Source organism: Glaciimonas sp. OK215 (assembly GCF_057787885.1).
Genome location: NZ_CM173544.1, coordinates 2,134,417 through 2,152,252, shown reverse-complemented (window position 1 = coordinate 2,152,252; position 17,836 = coordinate 2,134,417). Strand labels below are relative to the sequence as shown.

The window sequence follows — 17,836 nt, the reverse complement described above, 5'->3', positions numbered from 1 at the left end:
CAACGGAAAGCTTTTGAGGCAAGCGAAAGGACAGCGTCCGTAAAAAACCATGTTGCGTGCTGAAGATATTCCAGCGACCCTGGCAGGAAGCGCTGCCCCAAAGCAAAAACCCTCCCCGATTGCTCGGGGAGGGTTTTCTAATAAGAGCCTGACGATGACCTACTTTCACACTGGTTGCAGCACTATCATCGGCGCAAAGTCGTTTCACGGTCCTGTTCGGGATGGGAAGGGGTGGTACCAACTCGCTATGGTCATCAGGCATAAACTGTAGTGTTGTTTGTTCCCAATGGGGCAACAAGCAACGCAATCCGGAAGAAGTAAAGTATGTTTTTTGTACTGCAGAGACCTGATTGATCAGGTGCCTGCAGCACTGGGTATGATTGCACATTTCTGGCAAACAAATAAGCTCACCATATAACCTGCTAAGGTTATAGGGACAAGCCTCACGGGCAATTAGTACTGGTTAGCTTAACGTATTACTACGCTTCCACACCCAGCCTATCAACGTCCTGGTCTCGAACGACCCTTTAGGGGAATCTAGTTCCCGGGAAATATCATCTCAAGGCAAGTTTCCCGCTTAGATGCTTTCAGCGGTTATCTCTTCCGAACTTAGCTACCCGGCAATGCCACTGGCGTGACAACCGGTACACCAGAGGTTCGTCCACTCCGGTCCTCTCGTACTAGGAGCAGCCCCCTTCAAATTTCCAACGCCCACGGCAGATAGGGACCAAACTGTCTCACGACGTTTTAAACCCAGCTCACGTACCACTTTAAATGGCGAACAGCCATACCCTTGGGACCGGCTACAGCCCCAGGATGTGATGAGCCGACATCGAGGTGCCAAACTCCCCCGTCGATATGAACTCTTGGGAGGAATCAGCCTGTTATCCCCAGAGTACCTTTTATCCGTTGAGCGATGGCCCTTCCATACAGAACCACCGGATCACTATGTCCTACTTTCGTACCTGCTCGACTTGTCAGTCTCGCAGTTAAGCACGCTTATGCCATTGCACTATTAGCACGATGTCCGACCGTACCTAGCGTACCTTCGAACTCCTCCGTTACACTTTGGGAGGAGACCGCCCCAGTCAAACTGCCTACCATGCACTGTCCCCGATCCGGATAACGGACCAAGGTTAGAATCTCAAACAAACCAGGGTGGTATTTCAAGGTTGGCTCCACGCAAACTAGCGTTCACGCTTCAAAGCCTCCCACCTATCCTACACAGATTGGTTCAAAATTCAATGCAAAGCTACAGTAAAGGTTCATGGGGTCTTTCCGTCTAGCCGCGGGTAGATTGCATCATCACAAACATTTCAACTTCGCTGAGTCTCGGGAGGAGACAGTGTGGCCATCGTTACTCCATTCGTGCAGGTCGGAACTTACCCGACAAGGAATTTCGCTACCTTAGGACCGTTATAGTTACGGCCGCCGTTTACTGGGACTTCAATCAAGAGCTTGCACCCCATCATTTAATCTTCCAGCACCGGGCAGGAGTCACACCATATACGTCCACTTTCGTGTTTGCATAGTGCTGTGTTTTTATTAAACAGTCGCAGCCACCTTTTTATTGCAGCCCTTTCACCCTCATGGCGCAAGCCAATCAAGCTACCGGGGCGTACCTTATCCCGAAGTTACGGTACAAATTTGCCGAGTTCCTTCTCCCGAGTTCTCTCAAGCGCCTTAGAATACTCATCTCGCCCACCTGTGTCGGTTTGCGGTACGGTCTCGTGTGACTGAAGCTTAGAGGCTTTTCTTGGAACCACTTCCGATTGCTTCGTGAACAAGTTCACTCGTCTCAACCCCTTGAATTACGCTGCCGGATTTGCCTAACAGCCTTCTCTGAGCCAAAAACCGACTATTCCAACAGTCGGACAACCTTCCGCGATCCGTCCCCCCATCGCATCACACGACGGTGCAGGAATATTAACCTGCTTCCCATCAGCTACGCATCTCTGCCTCGCCTTAGGGGCCGACTCACCCTGCTCCGATGAACGTTGAACAGGAAACCTTGGGCTTACGGCGTGGAGGCTTTTCACCCCCATTATCGCTACTCATGTCAGCATTCGCACTTCTGATACCTCCAGCATCCTTTACAAGACACCTTCGCAGGCTTACAGAACGCTCTCCTACCATATCAATAAATTGATATCCGCAGCTTCGGTGACTGGCTTAGCCCCGTTACATCTTCCGCGCAGGACGACTCGATCAGTGAGCTATTACGCTTTCTTTAAAGGATGGCTGCTTCTAAGCCAACCTCCTGACTGTTTTAGCCTTCCCACTTCGTTTGCCACTTAGCCAATCTTTGGGACCTTAGCTGGCGGTCTGGGTTGTTTCCCTCTTGACGTCGGACGTTAGCACCCGGCGTCTGTCTCCCAAGCTCGCACTCATCGGTATTCGGAGTTTGCAATGGGTTGGTAAGTCGCAATGACCCCCTAGCCATAACAGTGCTCTACCCCCGATGGTGATACTTGAGGCACTACCTAAATAGTTTTCGGAGAGAACCAGCTATTTCCAAGTTTGTTTAGCCTTTCACCCCTACCCACAGCTCATCCCCTAATTTTTCAACATTAGTGGGTTCGGACCTCCAGTGCGTGTTACCGCACCTTCATCCTGGCCATGAGTAGATCACTTGGTTTCGGGTCTACACCCAGCGACTGAACGCCCTATTCGGACTCGATTTCTCTACGCCTTCCCTATACGGTTAAGCTTGCCACTGAATGTAAGTCGCTGACCCATTATACAAAAGGTACGCAGTCACGGAACAAGTCCGCTCCTACTGTTTGTATGCACACGGTTTCAGGATCTATTTCACTCCCCTTCCGGGGTTCTTTTCGCCTTTCCCTCACGGTACTGGTTCACTATCGGTCGATTACGAGTATTTAGCCTTGGAGGATGGTCCCCCCATGTTCAGACAGGATTACACGTGTCCCGCCCTACTTGTCGCAAACTTAGTTCCACACCACCGATTTCATGTAAGGGGCTATCACCCTCTATGGCCACCATTTCCAGGGTGTTCCATTATCGCTGATGCTAAATCTTGCAGGCTGTTCCCATTTCGCTCGCCACTACTTTGGGAATCTCGGTTGATTTCTTTTCCTGTAGCTACTTAGATGTTTCAGTTCGCCACGTTCGCCTTGCATACCTATGTATTCAGTATGCAATACCCTAAAAGGGTGGGTTTCCCCATTCGGAAATCTGCGGATCAATGCGTGTTTGCTCGCTCCCCGCAGCTTATCGCAAGCTACTACGTCCTTCATCGCCTGTAATCGCCAAGGCATCCACCATGTGCACTTATTCACTTGTCCCTATAACGTTAGCTTCTGCCTGCGTTCACAGACAAAAAGCGGTTATAGAGGTATTTCTATGAGTTTAGCGTTTGCCGTATCCAAAGTGTTTTCGCATTGCATGCTTAGCGCATGCTCTTTTGAGAACTCTTTACATACTTTTTGATTTGATACAATCATACCCATCCACAATGCTGTCGCATCATGGACGAATCTTTACTTCTTCTAGATTGTTAAAGAACAAAACAGCCAATGATCTTAAAAAGATCAAACCTAAATCCAAACGCTCGCGCGTTCGACTTAGGTTTGATTTTTGGTGGAGGCTAACGGGATCGAACCGATGACCCCCTGCTTGCAAAGCAGGTGCTCTCCCAGCTGAGCTAAGCCCCCGAAACTTGTGGTGGGTCTGGTTGGGCTCGAACCAACGACCCCCGCGTTATCAACACGGTGCTCTAACCAACTGAGCTACAGACCCGTTTGGATCAGTAATCAGCAGGCAGTCCGTCAGCATCTTCCGCTCACAAACAGCGCACCTAATAACTGTTCTTCTTTATTAACACACCGATAAGTGTGGACGCTTAATGTCCGTACAAACTCTAGAAAGGAGGTGATCCAGCCGCACCTTCCGATACGGCTACCTTGTTACGACTTCACCCCAGTCACGAATCCCACCGTGGTAAGCGCCCTCCTTGCGGTTAGGCTACCTACTTCTGGTGAAACCCGCTCCCATGGTGTGACGGGCGGTGTGTACAAGACCCGGGAACGTATTCACCGCGACATGCTGATCCGCGATTACTAGCGATTCCAACTTCATGTAGTCGAGTTGCAGACTACAATCCGGACTACGATACACTTTCTGGGATTAGCTCCCCCTCGCGGGTTGGCGGCCCTCTGTATGTACCATTGTATGACGTGTGAAGCCCTACCCATAAGGGCCATGAGGACTTGACGTCATCCCCACCTTCCTCCGGTTTGTCACCGGCAGTCTCATTAGAGTGCCCTTTCGTAGCAACTAATGACAAGGGTTGCGCTCGTTGCGGGACTTAACCCAACATCTCACGACACGAGCTGACGACAGCCATGCAGCACCTGTGTACTGGTTCTCTTTCGAGCACTCCCTCATCTCTGAAGGATTCCAGCCATGTCAAGGGTAGGTAAGGTTTTTCGCGTTGCATCGAATTAATCCACATCATCCACCGCTTGTGCGGGTCCCCGTCAATTCCTTTGAGTTTTAATCTTGCGACCGTACTCCCCAGGCGGTCTACTTCACGCGTTAGCTGCGTTACCAAGTCAATTAAGACCCGACAACTAGTAGACATCGTTTAGGGCGTGGACTACCAGGGTATCTAATCCTGTTTGCTCCCCACGCTTTCGTGCATGAGCGTCAGTGTTATCCCAGGGGGCTGCCTTCGCCATCGGTATTCCTCCACATCTCTACGCATTTCACTGCTACACGTGGAATTCTACCCCCCTCTGACACACTCTAGCCGTGCAGTCACAAATGCCATTCCCAGGTTAAGCCCGGGGATTTCACACCTGTCTTACACAACCGCCTGCGCACGCTTTACGCCCAGTAATTCCGATTAACGCTTGCACCCTACGTATTACCGCGGCTGCTGGCACGTAGTTAGCCGGTGCTTATTCTTCAGGTACCGTCATTAGCCCCAGGTATTAACCAGAACCGTTTCTTCCCTGACAAAAGAGCTTTACAACCCGAAGGCCTTCTTCACTCACGCGGCATTGCTGGATCAGGCTTGCGCCCATTGTCCAAAATTCCCCACTGCTGCCTCCCGTAGGAGTCTGGGCCGTGTCTCAGTCCCAGTGTGGCTGGTCGTCCTCTCAGACCAGCTACTGATCGATGCCTTGGTGAGCCTTTACCTCACCAACTAGCTAATCAGATATCGGCCGCTCTATGAGCATGAGGTTCTTGCGAATCCCCCACTTTCATCCGTAGATCGTATGCGGTATTAGCTAATCTTTCGACTAGTTATCCCCCACTCAAAGGCACGTTCCGATATATTACTCACCCGTTCGCCACTCGTCAGCGGAGCAAGCTCCCTGTTACCGTTCGACTTGCATGTGTAAGGCATGCCGCCAGCGTTCAATCTGAGCCAGGATCAAACTCTTCAGTTTAATCTCTGTTTTGTGGCATTGCTGCCTAGCATCGCTGCTATCGCTCACTCAAAATACTGACAGGCGCTCCCCAAGTTTGACCTTGCGAAGCATCCTATTTTCTTCTTTTGTGAACATTTAATGTTTTAAGTTTTACGCAAACCGCCGAAGCAATTCACGCTGCACTTCCATTAAACGCCCACACTTATCGGCTGTTAATTGTTAAAGAACTTCCCCTGCTTTGCGTCACACCGTAGTGTTCGCAGCACCGACAAATCGTTTTGTTTGCCGGCAGCAGAGAGATGAGATTATGTGGTGTTGCGTGCTTTTCGTCAACTGCTTTTTAAATCATTTTTACAAACAACTTAAATGCTTTTAACGCTTCCACACCCTGCAAACACCCACACTGCAACCTCGTTTCCATCTCCAACTTCGCCCCAAATCAGCCTGCGCTGCTTCCGGTATTGCGCGTCGTTTTCAACAGAGGCCGAACTATAGCAAGGCGCTCCGCCACTGGCAAGCGGTTTTGTCACAATTTTTAATAACGCACCAGGTGATGGATAGGCTCCCCGCTTTTGGGGGCATTATAAATATCCAATACCGTCAGCAAGAAGGGCAAACTAGGTGGCCACGCATCGGGAAATATCCCATATATACAGCAACGCTTAATTTCTATAATCCCATTTTGCTCTGATACGCGTCGGTCGAAAATCCTTACCAAGCAGTGCGAACAACCTGATCGCGCTCACTGAACTCCGCCCATCAGCAGGCGGTCTATCCAATTACGATACGATGATGCCGATATCCAGTGACAAGCAGCACAACGTGAAAATCGTGCCAGAGGCCAGGCAAACAAACCGCATAAAAGGATAGCGCCATGAATATAAGCCCCCTTGCAGGCAAACCAGCGCCGTCCGACACATTGGTCAATGTGCCAAAACTCATCACTGCGTATTTCAGCAATCGCCCCGATCCTGGGGTAACTGCGCAGCACGTAGCCTTCGGCACCTCCGGTCACCGCGGCTCAGCGTTTCGGAATACTTTCAACGAGTGGCATGTGCTGGCCATCACTCAGGCCATTTGTCAGTACCGCAAACTACAGAACATCAGCGGCCCACTGTTTCTCGGCATCGATACCCACGCGCTGTCGGTACCTGCCGCTGCCAGTGCACTCGAAGTGCTGGCTGCCAACGGCGTCGACGTGATGCTGGCAGAGAACGATGAGTACACCCCTACTCCCGTAATTTCGCACGCGATACTGACCTATAACCATGGTCGCAAGGCCGTCCTGGCCGATGGCATTGTCGTTACCCCATCGCACAACCCACCCGATAACGGCGGCTTCAAATACAACCCGCCGAATGGCGGACCGGCCGACACCGACATCACCGGCTGGATACAAACTGTCGCCAACGACTTCTTGAAACATGGCCTGCAAGGCGTACACCGCATGCCGTTCGAGAAAGCATTACGCGCCCCCACTACCCATCGCTACGACTATCTGGATAACTACGTCGCCGACCTCGGCAATGTCATCGACATGGAGGTGATACGTTGCGCAGACATACGGCTAGGGGTCGATCCACTCGGCGGTGCCGGGGTCCATTACTGGACCAGAATTGCCGAGCACTACCGGCTCAACCTGCGTGTGGTCAGTGCAACGATCGATCCGAGTTTCAGCTTCATGACGCTTGATTGGGACGGCAAGATTCGCATGGACCCGTCGTCGCCATATGCCATGCAGCGCCTGATTGATCTCAAGGACCGTTTTGATGTCGCCTTTGCTTGCGACACCGACCACGACCGCCATGGCATCGTTACCCGCAACAGCGGCCTGATGCCGCCGAATCATTATCTGGCGGTTGCCATCGACTACCTGTTCCAGCACCGCCCTCAATGGAGTCAACAGGCCGGCGTAGGAAAGAGCGTGGTCAGCAGCCAGATGATAGATCGCGTATGCACCAGGCTGGGACGCAAGCTGTATGAAGTGCCGGTCGGCTTCAAGTGGTTCGTCGACGGCCTGTTCGATGGTTCGCTTGGCTTCGCTGGCGAAGAAAGTGCCGGTGCTTCGTTCCTGCGCCTTGACGGCTCGGTCTGGACTACCGACAAGGATGGTCTGGCGCCAGCCTTGCTGGCAGCTGAGATCACCGCACGCACCGGCGACGACCCCGGCCAGATCTACCGGAAACTCGCCCAGGAATTAGGTGACCCAGCCGCTGATCGGGTTGAGGCCCATGCCACAGCGGCGCAAAAAGCCATGCTGGCAGCACTCTCGCCACAACAAATACTTGCCACCGAACTAGCTGGCGAAAATATCCTCAGCATCCTGACCGAGGCACCAGGCAACCAGGCATCGATAGGCGGCGTCAAGGTCAGCACAGAAAATGGCTGGTTCGCAGCGCGGCCATCCGGCACCGAAGAGATTTACAAGATTTATGCCGAGAGCTTCCGTGGCGCCGATCATTTACGGCAGATCCTCAAGGAGGCGCAGACAATCGTCGATGCCGCGCTCGCTTCGGCAGAGCGCGAGTAGGACGACAGAGGCGGCTTTACTAAATTAGCGGAAACACCGTCAAAAGAGGAGAAGCAAGATTACACGTGCTTTTTTTACGCGTAAAAACTTTTCAACTGGGCATGCGTGGAGTGGCGGCGACTGCACGGTGCGCTATAACGCGCCCCCAATGCGACGAGGATGCTATGGCAATTTTTCAGGCAGCACCGGCGCGCTGAAGTGTCCTGTGCCAGCGCCATACCGGCCTTCCCGGGAAAGTCGGTACATCAGCCTTAAGCCAGTAACGCCTTCACAAAATCCTTTTTATCGCCTTCCGGTTGTATCTCAAACTGCAGCGCAGACTCAACGTGATGTAAGTGATGCATCATCAGTTGCACCGCTTTTTCGGTATCACCAGCTTTGGCCGCCTGAATAAACGAAAGATGTTCATCGGATGAACAGACAGCGTCACGGGTTGATTGGTACAGCATGGTAATGAGCGAGCTACGGCCGGCAAGCTTCATCAAAATATCGGTTAGCACCTGATTCCCCACCGTCTTCGCCAACAGAATATGAAAATCACTCAGCAGCCTCGAACGAGCTTGCGGGCTCCCTTTCGAGAGCGCGTCACGCTCCTGCTCCAGATGCCGATCAATCGCTAAAAAATCATCCGCGCTTGCCTTGGCAATAAATTCGCGCACCAGCGCCGCTTCAAGAATACGTCGCACAAAAAATATCTCGCGCGCTTCTTCTTCGGTCGGCTGGCTGACGAAAGCCCCTTTGTCCGGCACCAGATCAATCAGCTTATCCTTTGCCAGCATCACCAACGCGGCACGAATCTTGGTGCGGCTCACCGAATACAGGCGCGCCAGCGCTTCTTCCCGCAATTTGGTGCCCGGTGGCAGCCGTTGTTCGGCGATCGCCATCGTGATATCGGCGGCAATATCGTCCGAACTATCGGCAATGACTGGGCTTGAAGGCATGTTCATATTTGTTGCACCTTAAACGCGGAAGAGTTGTTTCAAGGCCGAAATTGTACTTGCTTTATGCCATTCCTTACGAAGAACGATGTGCGCCTGGCGATATCCGGCACCAGGCGCTTCCTATGTATCAACACATTCAACATGCGAGATATACGCCGGGTCGCTTGCTTAGTGCACTTACTTCAGTCACTTGACCCGTCTTTTACTCCGCGCTTTGTTTAACGTTCTGCCTGGAGATGCAAAGCGGTTTCCGGCCGCATACTTGCGACCGCATCGTTACGATTTTTTTGATCATCGTCGTATGCCTGAATCGCTGCCAGGTCGCAATTCAACACGGCATGCGCACGTTTTCTGTCAATGTCTTTTTCCCATACCGCCACCACCACCGTTGCCACGCAGTTGCCGAGCAGATTACCGAGTGCGCGCGCGATACCCATGAACCAGTCGACCGACAGCACGAGTACCAGGCCGACCACCGGAATGGCAGGAATCGCGGACAAGGTGGCGGCCAAAATCACAATCGCCGAGCCGGGTACGCCATGCGCCCCTTTTGACGTAATCAACGCGACAGCAAGGATTGCCAGTAAATCAGTGAGCGCCAGATGAGTATTGGTCGCCTGCGCAATAAACACTGCGGCTAAGGTCAGGTAGATCGAGAAAGCATCCAGATTAAAGGAATAGCCGGTTGGAATCACCAACCCAACGGTGGAATCCTTGATGCCCAGGTACTCAAGCTTTCTCATGATTTGCGGCAGGACGGCATCTGACGATGCGGTCGCCAATACCACCATCAGCTCTTCGCGCAAATATTTGATCAGTTTGAAAATACTGAATCCTGTCAGTCTGAGAATCGTGCCCAAAATGGCAAAAACAAAAATAATCACCGACATATAAAACAAAGCTACCAGATAGCCCAGTTGCTGCAGAGAGCCGACGCCATACTTGCCCACGGTAAAGGCAATCGCACCGAATACTCCCAACGGCGCGAGTTTGATGATGAATGACATGCACTTGAAGAATGCCGCCGACATGCTGTGGACGATACTGACTATCGGGGCCGCCTTTTCACCGATCAGCGACAAGGCGCAGCCGAAAATGACGGAAAACAGCAACACTTGCAGCACATCGCCCGACGTAAACGCACTGACCACGGTATTCGGGATGATTTTCATCACAAAATCCGCGAAACCGGCGCCTTTGACCTTATTCGCCGTGTCCACGTAAGTGGTCAGCGAACTCGCGTCGAGTGAGGCTGCGTTGATGTTCATGCCCGCGCCGGGATGAAAAACAAAGGCCAGCAGCAGCCCCAGCACCAGGGCAATGGCCGTCACCACTTCAAAGTAGATCAGGGCCTTTAAACCAACCCGCCCGACCTTTTTCAGTTCGCCGGCACCGTAAATGCCATGCACCACAACACAGAATACGATCATGGGAATGATCATTTTGACCAACTTGATAAAACCATCGCCGAGCGGTTTCATGCTCTCGCCAAACTTCGGATACAACACTCCGACGATGATGCCGATTACCAGTGCAATAACTACCTGGCCAAAAAGTGATTTATAGATGCGCCGCACGTTTGTCTCCTAGTTCCTAGATTTAATTATTAGGCTTTTACCAATAAGACCTCACCACAATCGCATGTTGAAAAAGTGGCTGGCTTGGACTCAATATAGTGCATCCATTTTTTGTATGCAAGAACTGAATTCAAGAGTAATATCCAAAAAACGCAAAAAGGAGACAAACATGAAATGCAATCAAACGTCGTACTTGAACTGTGGCGATCAAATCATGCGATGGTCGGATGATTTGGCGCAACACACTGAAGCAGAAGGCATGCTGACCCGTACTTACCTGACACCTGCGCACCACGCGGCGGCGGCGCAGTTGGCCGAACGGATGTGCGCGGCGGGCATGAATGTCCGGCGCGATATGGCCGGCAACGTGATCGGCCGCTATGAGGCAAATACCGCAGATGCCCCGGCGCTGGTCACCGGCTCGCATTTCGACTCGGTGCGAAACGGCGGCAAATATGATGGCAATCTTGGCATCCTGCTGCCAATTGCCTGCATTCAACAATGGCATGCCGAGGGCAAGCGCTTCCCGTTCGCGCTTGAGGTCATCGGCTTCGCCGAAGAGGAAGGCGTGCGCTTCAAAGCAACCTTGCTGGGCAGTCGTGCCGCCGCCGGCACCTTCGACATGGCGGTACTCGACAACCGGGATGAAGACGGTCACACCATGCGCGAAGTGATGGCGGCGTCCGGCTTCCACGCGGTTGGCCTGGCCAAAGCTGCGTATGCGCCTGAATCGGTGCTGGCCTTTGTCGAAGTCCATATCGAACAAGGCCCGGTGCTGCTCAACGAGAATCTGCCGCTGGGCATAGTCACGGCCATCTCCGGCGCCTCACGCTTCATGGTTGAGGTCGAAGGCCTGGCCGGACATGCCGGCACGGTGCCGATGGAAATGCGGCGCGATGCGGCCATGGCGGCGGCCGAAATCGGCTTGTATATAGAGCGGCGTTGTCACGGCACGCCGGGACTGGTCGGCACTGTCGGCCAGTTCAATGTTCCGAACGGCGCCGCCAATGTGGTGCCGGGCAAAGCGGTTTTTTCGATTGACATCCGTGCTGGAGACGATGCGGTAAGGCTGGCGGCGGTGGCCGACGTACTCAGCGAAATCGACAAGATCGGGCAACGTCGCAATGTCGGTATCCAAACCCGCAAAACCCATGCAGCAGTCAGTGTTCCCTGCGCGCCGTGGTTGCAACAACAATTGGCGGCGGCAATTGCATCCGTCGCATTGCCGGTGCGCCACCTCCCCTCCGGCGCCGGTCATGACGCCATGGCGATGGCCGCGATTACGGATGTGGCGATGTTGTTTGTCCGTTGCGGCAACGGCGGCATTAGCCACCACCCGGATGAAATCATGACGGCAGATGATGCCGCCCTCGCCTCTCAGGTATTTAGTAATTTTGTCGAAAACTTTAAAACAAATGGCGGTAGCGCGCAATAACGTCGCCAGAACTGACGCAAGCGCGGGCCTCAACCCGACCAACAACGCAACTTCGAAATTGGAAAGAAAATGACGAACACAACCATCACCATCGACGGCTTCAACCTTACCGCAGCCCAAGTCGTCAGCGTGGCCCGCGCGCCCCATTTGCCGGTGACGCTGGCGCAGTCTTCCCGCGCCGCGTTGAAAGAAAGCCGCGATTACATCGAATCGACCTGGATGCACGACGCAGCGCCGATGATGTACAGCTTCAACACCGGCGTCGGCCTGCTGAAAGACACCCGCATCAAGGTCGAACACATCGAACTGTTCCAGACCCAGCTGATCAAGGCCCATTGCGCCGGGATCGGCGAACCGTTTTCGGAAGAAGTCAGCCGCGCCACCATGTTGCTGCGCGCCAATGCTTTCGCCAGTAATTACTCGGCGCCGCGGGTCGAAGTGGTCGATCGCCTGCTGGCCTTCCTGAACGCCGGGATCCATCCGCTCATGCCGCAAAAAGGCTCGGTCGGCGCCTCCGGCGATCTGGCCCCGCTGTCCTACCTGGCCGCGGCGATTGCCGGTTTCGACGAAGCCGAAGTGATGTATCAAGGTCAGCGCATGAGCGCGCCGCAAGCCATCACCCAGGCCGGGATCGGCCCGGTCAAGTTCGACCTGAAAGCCAAAGATGCGTCGGCCCTGATCAACGGCTGCACCGCCTCGCTGGCGGTCGCGGTCCTGGTGGCGCACGATGCCCGCAATCTGCTGACCGACGCCTGCCTGTCGCTGGGGCTGACGCTGGAAGCGATGCGCGCCGAGATGGCCGCCTTCGATCCGCGCATCCAGCAAGCGCGCCCGCACGCCGGTCAAATCAAGACCGCCGCAGTGGTGCGCACCCTGCTCAAAGGTTCGACCCGCACCACGCACGCCGCACGCGCGGTGCAGTTCCCGGAAGAGTCGCGCCGCACCGATATTCCCTACAGCGCACGGATCCAGGACGTCTACTCGCTGCGCTGCGCGCCGCAAGTGTATGGCCCGGTATTCGATGCGCTGGACTACATCGACAACATCGTCGACAAGGAAATCAATTCGGCCACCGACAATCCGCTGATCTTCGACAAGGAAGGCGGCGGCTTCGAAATCATCTCCGGCGGCAATTTCCACGGTCAATACCTGGCCCAGGCCATGGATCTGATGGCGATGGCGATCACCGATCTGGGCAGCATCTGCGAACGGCGCGTCGCGCGCCTGATCGATCCGACCTTGTCCTGGGGCTTGCCGCGCAACCTGATGAGCGGTGTGCGCGGGGTGAATACCGGCTATCCGGTGGTGCAATGTTCGCTGAGTTCGCTGGTGATGGAAAACCGCACGCTGTGCATGCCGGGCAGCGTCGACAGCATTCCGGCCAAGGGCAACAGCGAAGACCACGTGTCCAACTCGACCTGGTGCGCACGCAAGGCCGCCACCGTGGTGGCCAACACGCAATACATCATCGGCGTGGAAATGTTGCTGGCGGCCCAGGCGCTGACCATGACCGAAGACTTGCTGCCAGGCTTCGTGCTGGGTCAGGGCACGCAAGCGGCTTACCAGGAAATCCGGCGCCAGATTCCGGCTTGCCTGGACGGCGACCGTTGGTTCCATGACGACATCCTGATGGCGCAGTCGTTTGTGGTCAGCGGTTCGGTGCGGGATGCCGTGGTGGAAAAAATCGGCAAATTTGTCTGATTGATAACGTCCTTTTATAGAATAAAAGCCCCGTCATATTATTGACGGGGCTTTTTATTTTCGGAAATCGGTTTCCGATCTGGCAACTCGCATCTCCCGTTGTTGCGGAATTGATGAAAACGTGACGATATTGTTTTAGTGGCGACGCCAGCGCATTGCCGCCGTGTTAACATCCCCGCTTTGTCCCGCTTCATCCCTTCATGACCTTATCCCCGCTCGCCAAAATCGCGGCAACGACTGCTGCTGTCCATCCAGATATCCTGCTCGGACCGATACAACCCGAACTGATACGCAATGAAGTTCTCGCCGATCTACTGGAGGCCACCGCTGCGCGCGTGCCGGACCAGATTGCGTTGATTTTCGCTGAACGCAGCGTTACTTATCAAGAACTCAACCAGGCTGCCGACCAGGCTGCTTCAGGGCTGATTCAAGCAGGTGTAGAACCGGGACAAATCGTTGGCTTGTGGCTACCGCGCGGAATTGATTTGCTCATCATGCAAGCGGCGATCGCTAAAGCGGGCGCGGCATGGTTGCCACTGGATGCAGACACACCGGTCGAGCGCATCGCTGTCTGCCTGGAAGACGCAAATGCACCGGGCATCGTCAGCTGTACGCCGTTTGCTGCGCGGCTGGAAAACCTTGGACGCAGCGTATGGACCATAGAACATCTGCTGGCGCCGTCACCCGCACCGCAACAAAAGCGCTGCGGCCTGCTCGGCACACACCCGGCCTATGTGATTTATACCTCCGGCTCGACCGGCAAACCGAAGGGCATCGAGATCACGCAAGCCGGCATCTGCCACTTTCTGCGCAGCGAAAACGCGGTGCTCGGCGTGCGTGGCACGGACCGCGTGTATCAAGGGTTTTCAGTCGCGTTCGACATGTCTTTCGAGGAAATCTGGATCAGCTATCTGGTTGGCGCGACGCTATGGATCGCGCCAAAAGAACTCGCCTCCGATCCCGAAGCATTGCCGCTCGCGATGGCCGCAAACGGCGTGACTGTGTTACATGCAGTGCCAACTTTGCTGGCATTGTTCAATCAGGAGGTGCCTAGCCTGCGCCTGATCAATCTGGGCGGAGAGATGTGTCCGGAGGCGCTGGTGAATCGATGGGCCAAACCCGGCCTGCAAATTTTCAATACTTACGGCCCGACTGAGGCAACCGTTTCTGCCAGCCTGGCCGCATTGCGCGCCAACGAACCGGTGACGATCGGCGCGCCATTGCCAAACTACGGCATGCTGGTCATCCATCCGGCAATTGAAAATGGCCTGACCTTGCTGCCACGCGGCGATGTCGGCGAACTGTGCATCATCGGACCTGGCGTCGCCGCAGGATACCTGGGCCGCCCCGACCTGACGGCGGAAAAGTTCCTGACCAATCCCTGGGCCAGCGGCGAACATGACAGCCGCTTGTACCGCACCGGCGATCTGGCGCGGATCGAAGCCGATGACCGCGTGCAATGCCTGGGCCGCACCGACGACCAGGTCAAGATCCGCGGCTTTCGGGTCGAACTGGGAGAGATCGAAGAAGTGCTGACCCGACAACCCGGCGTTGGCACCGTTGCGGTCGTGCTGCGCCACGACGATGGGATTGATCAGCTGATCGCCTTCATCGTTCCCGAAAACGGCGCCGCGATTGCCGCCGGCGTGCTACGCAGCAGCCTCGGCGAACACCTGCCACCGTACATGGTGCCGGGATTTTTCGAGCTGATGAGCGAGATGCCGCGCCTGACCTCAGGCAAAATCGACCGCAAGGCACTCAAGATACGGCCACTGACCGTGGCGAATGCCGACCATCCAGGCGGCGGCTCCGACACCGCGGAAACACCGGCCGAGGAAGCCTTGTTCGCTGCGCTGGCCAAGCTGTTCCCCGGCCAGCCCATTCGTCGCGATGCCGATTTTTTTACCGACCTTGGCGGCCATTCGCTATTTGCAGCGCGGCTGGCATCGGCTCTGCGTACCGATCTGCGCTTTGCCCATGTCACCGTGCGCGATATTTATATGAACCGGGTAGTCGGCCGCATTGCCGCAGTGTTGTCGGAACCACACGAAGTTGCTGCGGCCGTCGATACTAGCTGGAGCGCCCCCTCTTCTTTCAAACGCTGGGTCTGTGGCGCCGCTCAAGCCGCAGCAGTGCCATGGCTGGTGTCAATGCGAATGATGCAGTGGCTGGCGCCGTTTTTTACCTACCATTTCTTTACCGGCGATCCCGGCGACTCGATCCCGCGCGCCATCGCGATTTCGGTAGGCGTTTTTTTGCTGGCGACATTGTTTGAATTCGGGATTGCCATCGCCGCCAAGTGGCTGATCCTCGGCCGCGTCAAGCCGGGGCGCTATCCGCTCTGGGGACTGACCTACTACCGCTGGTGGCTCACCGACCGCCTGATCGAGGCAGCGCCGACCTACTTGCTGAGCGGCTCATCGATTTACACCTGGTGGCTGAGAGCACTCGGTGCGCGCATCGGCTCCGAAGTCGTGATTGGTTCAATTACCTTACGCGTGCATGACTTGCTGACCATTGAGGACGGCGCAACGATAGGGAATGCCGTCAATTTTGAAAACGCCCGGGTCGAACATGGCGAATTGCGGCTTGGCAAGATCACCATTGCGCGTGAAACCTGTGTCGGCTCTTACGCCGTACTGGAAGGCAATACTGCGATCGGCGAATTCGGCCATCTGGAAGGCCAGTCAGCGCTCAGCGATGGTCAATCCATCCCTGCAGGTCGCATCTGGGGCGGCTCGCCGGCACGCGATATCGGCGCTTTTGACCACAATGCCAACCCGCCGCGGCCACCGGTGACATGTGCGCGCCAGGTCGGCGAGTCGGTGTTCTTCCTGTTCGGCGCCTTGCTGATCACCACGCTGTTCTTCATGCCGGTATTTCCTAGTTTTATCCTGATCGACTGGTTCGACGATGTTGACCGCTTCCCATGGTTGCAAGGTAACGGGCTGACCTTCCAATTGTCCAAATATTTCGTCATGGCGTTCCCGGCCACGGCAGTACTGATCATCTGTACCGCACTGCTTTCTGCCGGCATTCGCTGGAGTGTCCTGCCGCGCCTGAAGGCTGGTAGCTGGCCGGTACGCAGCAATAAATATTGCAGCAAATGGCTGGTCAACCAGATTCAGGAATCCAGCCTGAGCGTGCTACATGGTGTCTACGCCACGGTCTATGCCCCGTTCTGGTACCGCCTGCTGGGCGCCAAAGTCGGTCGCGGCGCGGAAATTTCGACCGCGCTGGGCGTGGTGCCGGATATGCTGACTCTGGGTGACGAGACTTTCATCGCCGACGCCGTCCTGCTGGGCGACGAACAAATCGACGGCGGCTGGATGCGGATGCAACCGACGGTGATCTCGCGCCGCAGTTTTGTCGGCAATGGCGCGTATATTCCGGACGGCACCACGCTGCCGGAAAACGTCCTGATCGGGGTCCACTCGCGCGCACCGGATAACGACAAGATGCGCAATGGCGACACCTGGCTGGGCTCGCCGCCCATCAATCTGCCGGCCCGCGAAGAAACCAGCGGCTTCCCGGAGCATCTGACGTTCCGGCCGTCCAAGCGACGCCGTCTTGGCCGCAGCCTGGTGGAAGCATTCCGTATCGTTTCGCCGCACGCCATCGTCATCGCTGTCGGCTATACCCTGGTATTGAACCTGATGCCACTTGCCGGCGCCGAGCGCTGGGGTGAAGTGATCTGGTTACTGACGTTGTCGGGTCTGATGTACGGCGTCGGCACGTTCATTTGCATCGCGGGCATGAAGTGGCTGCTGCTGAGACGCTACCGCAAGTGCAGTGTGCCAATGTGGACCCCGTTTGTCTGGCTGTCGGAAGGCGTCACCAACCTGTACGAGGGCATTGCCGTGCCGAATCTGTTGAATTATCTGCGCGGCACACCGTGGCTGCCGCTGGCTTTCAATATTTTGGGATGCCACATAGGGCGTGGAGTCTATCTGAACACCACCGACATCACCGAATTCGACTGCGTGACCATCGGTGACTACAGTGAACTCAACGCCCTGGCCTGTCCGCAAACCCATTTGTTTGAAGACCGTGTGATGAAAGTCGATCATGTCACCATCGGCAGCCGTGTCTATATGGGCCCGCGCAGTGCCGTGCTGTACAGCGCGATCGTCGGCGATAACGCCAAGCTGGGGGCCCTGACGCTCGTCATGAAGGGTGAACAAATTCCGGCCGGTACCAGCTGGCGCGGCTGTCCGGCAGCGCCGGCGCGCAGCTGAATGCAGTTGAAC

The 17,836-nt window shown here is 55.3% G+C and carries 6 protein-coding genes, 2 tRNA genes and 3 rRNA genes; 4 read left to right on the top strand and 7 right to left on the bottom strand.

Annotated features, from left to right (window positions below; genetic code table 11):
• Positions 1 to 146 precede the first annotated feature (146 nt).
• The 5 genes from rrf to AC3CHX_RS09635 all read right to left on the bottom strand — a co-directional run bounded on the left by rrf (position 147) and on the right by AC3CHX_RS09635 (position 5,420).
• A 5S ribosomal RNA gene (gene rrf, locus AC3CHX_RS09655) occupies positions 147 to 259 on the bottom strand.
• Positions 260 to 432: 173 nt separating this feature from the next.
• A 23S ribosomal RNA gene (locus AC3CHX_RS09650) occupies positions 433 to 3,308 on the bottom strand.
• Between the two features lie 293 nt (positions 3,309 to 3,601).
• A tRNA-Ala gene (locus AC3CHX_RS09645) sits at positions 3,602 to 3,677 on the bottom strand.
• Between the two features lie 8 nt (positions 3,678 to 3,685).
• Positions 3,686 to 3,762: transfer RNA gene (locus tag AC3CHX_RS09640), tRNA-Ile, on the bottom strand.
• A 125-nt stretch (positions 3,763 to 3,887) separates the two neighbouring features.
• Positions 3,888 to 5,420, bottom strand: a 16S ribosomal RNA gene (locus tag AC3CHX_RS09635).
• Together the 16S, 23S and 5S rRNA genes with 2 tRNA genes alongside form the textbook arrangement of a ribosomal RNA operon.
• 856 nt (positions 5,421 to 6,276) lie before the next feature.
• Here AC3CHX_RS09635 and pgm point away from each other — a divergent pair.
• Entirely contained in the window at positions 6,277 to 7,932 is a 1,656-nt protein-coding gene (gene pgm, locus AC3CHX_RS09630; protein WP_488643803.1) for a phosphoglucomutase (alpha-D-glucose-1,6-bisphosphate-dependent), read from the top strand.
• Positions 7,933 to 8,183: 251 nt separating this feature from the next.
• Here the strand turns inward: pgm and AC3CHX_RS09625 are convergent, their stop codons facing one another.
• Positions 8,184 to 8,873 (bottom strand): GntR family transcriptional regulator, encoded by a 690-nt coding sequence (locus AC3CHX_RS09625; protein WP_488644784.1) that lies wholly within the window; start codon positions 8,871 to 8,873, stop codon positions 8,184 to 8,186.
• Between the two features lie 218 nt (positions 8,874 to 9,091).
• Positions 9,092 to 10,450 (bottom strand): C4-dicarboxylate transporter DctA, encoded by a 1,359-nt coding sequence (locus AC3CHX_RS09620; RefSeq protein WP_488643802.1) that lies wholly within the window; start codon positions 10,448 to 10,450, stop codon positions 9,092 to 9,094.
• Positions 10,451 to 10,619: 169 nt separating this feature from the next.
• Between AC3CHX_RS09620 and AC3CHX_RS09615 the strand changes: the two genes are divergently transcribed.
• The 3 genes from AC3CHX_RS09615 to AC3CHX_RS09605 all read left to right on the top strand — a co-directional run bounded on the left by AC3CHX_RS09615 (position 10,620) and on the right by AC3CHX_RS09605 (position 17,824).
• Positions 10,620 to 11,885, top strand: a complete 1,266-nt coding sequence (locus AC3CHX_RS09615; RefSeq protein ID WP_488643801.1) for an allantoate amidohydrolase — start codon at positions 10,620 to 10,622, stop codon at positions 11,883 to 11,885.
• Between the two features lie 69 nt (positions 11,886 to 11,954).
• Positions 11,955 to 13,586 carry an HAL/PAL/TAL family ammonia-lyase gene (locus tag AC3CHX_RS09610; RefSeq protein WP_488643800.1) on the top strand — a complete coding sequence of 544 codons (1,632 nt, stop codon included), beginning with the start codon at positions 11,955 to 11,957 and terminating at the stop codon, positions 13,584 to 13,586.
• A gap of 200 nt (positions 13,587 to 13,786) precedes the next feature.
• The gene (locus AC3CHX_RS09605) at positions 13,787 to 17,824 is read left to right on the top strand and encodes a Pls/PosA family non-ribosomal peptide synthetase (protein ID WP_488643799.1); all 4,038 of its coding nucleotides are present in this window, start codon (positions 13,787 to 13,789) and stop codon (positions 17,822 to 17,824) included.
• Positions 17,825 to 17,836 lie beyond the last annotated feature (12 nt).

Excerpts from the sequence above, each read along its gene's own strand:
- pgm (WP_488643803.1), top strand. The coding sequence starts at position 6,277 with ATGAATATAAGCCCCCTTGCAGGCAAACCAGCGCCGTCCGACACATTG.
- AC3CHX_RS09625 (WP_488644784.1), bottom strand. The coding sequence starts at position 8,873 with ATGCCTTCAAGCCCAGTCATTGCCGATAGTTCGGACGATATTGCCGCC.
- AC3CHX_RS09615 (WP_488643801.1), top strand. The coding sequence starts at position 10,620 with ATGAAATGCAATCAAACGTCGTACTTGAACTGTGGCGATCAAATCATG.
- AC3CHX_RS09610 (WP_488643800.1), top strand. The coding sequence starts at position 11,955 with ATGACGAACACAACCATCACCATCGACGGCTTCAACCTTACCGCAGCC.
- AC3CHX_RS09605 (WP_488643799.1), top strand. The coding sequence starts at position 13,787 with ATGACCTTATCCCCGCTCGCCAAAATCGCGGCAACGACTGCTGCTGTC.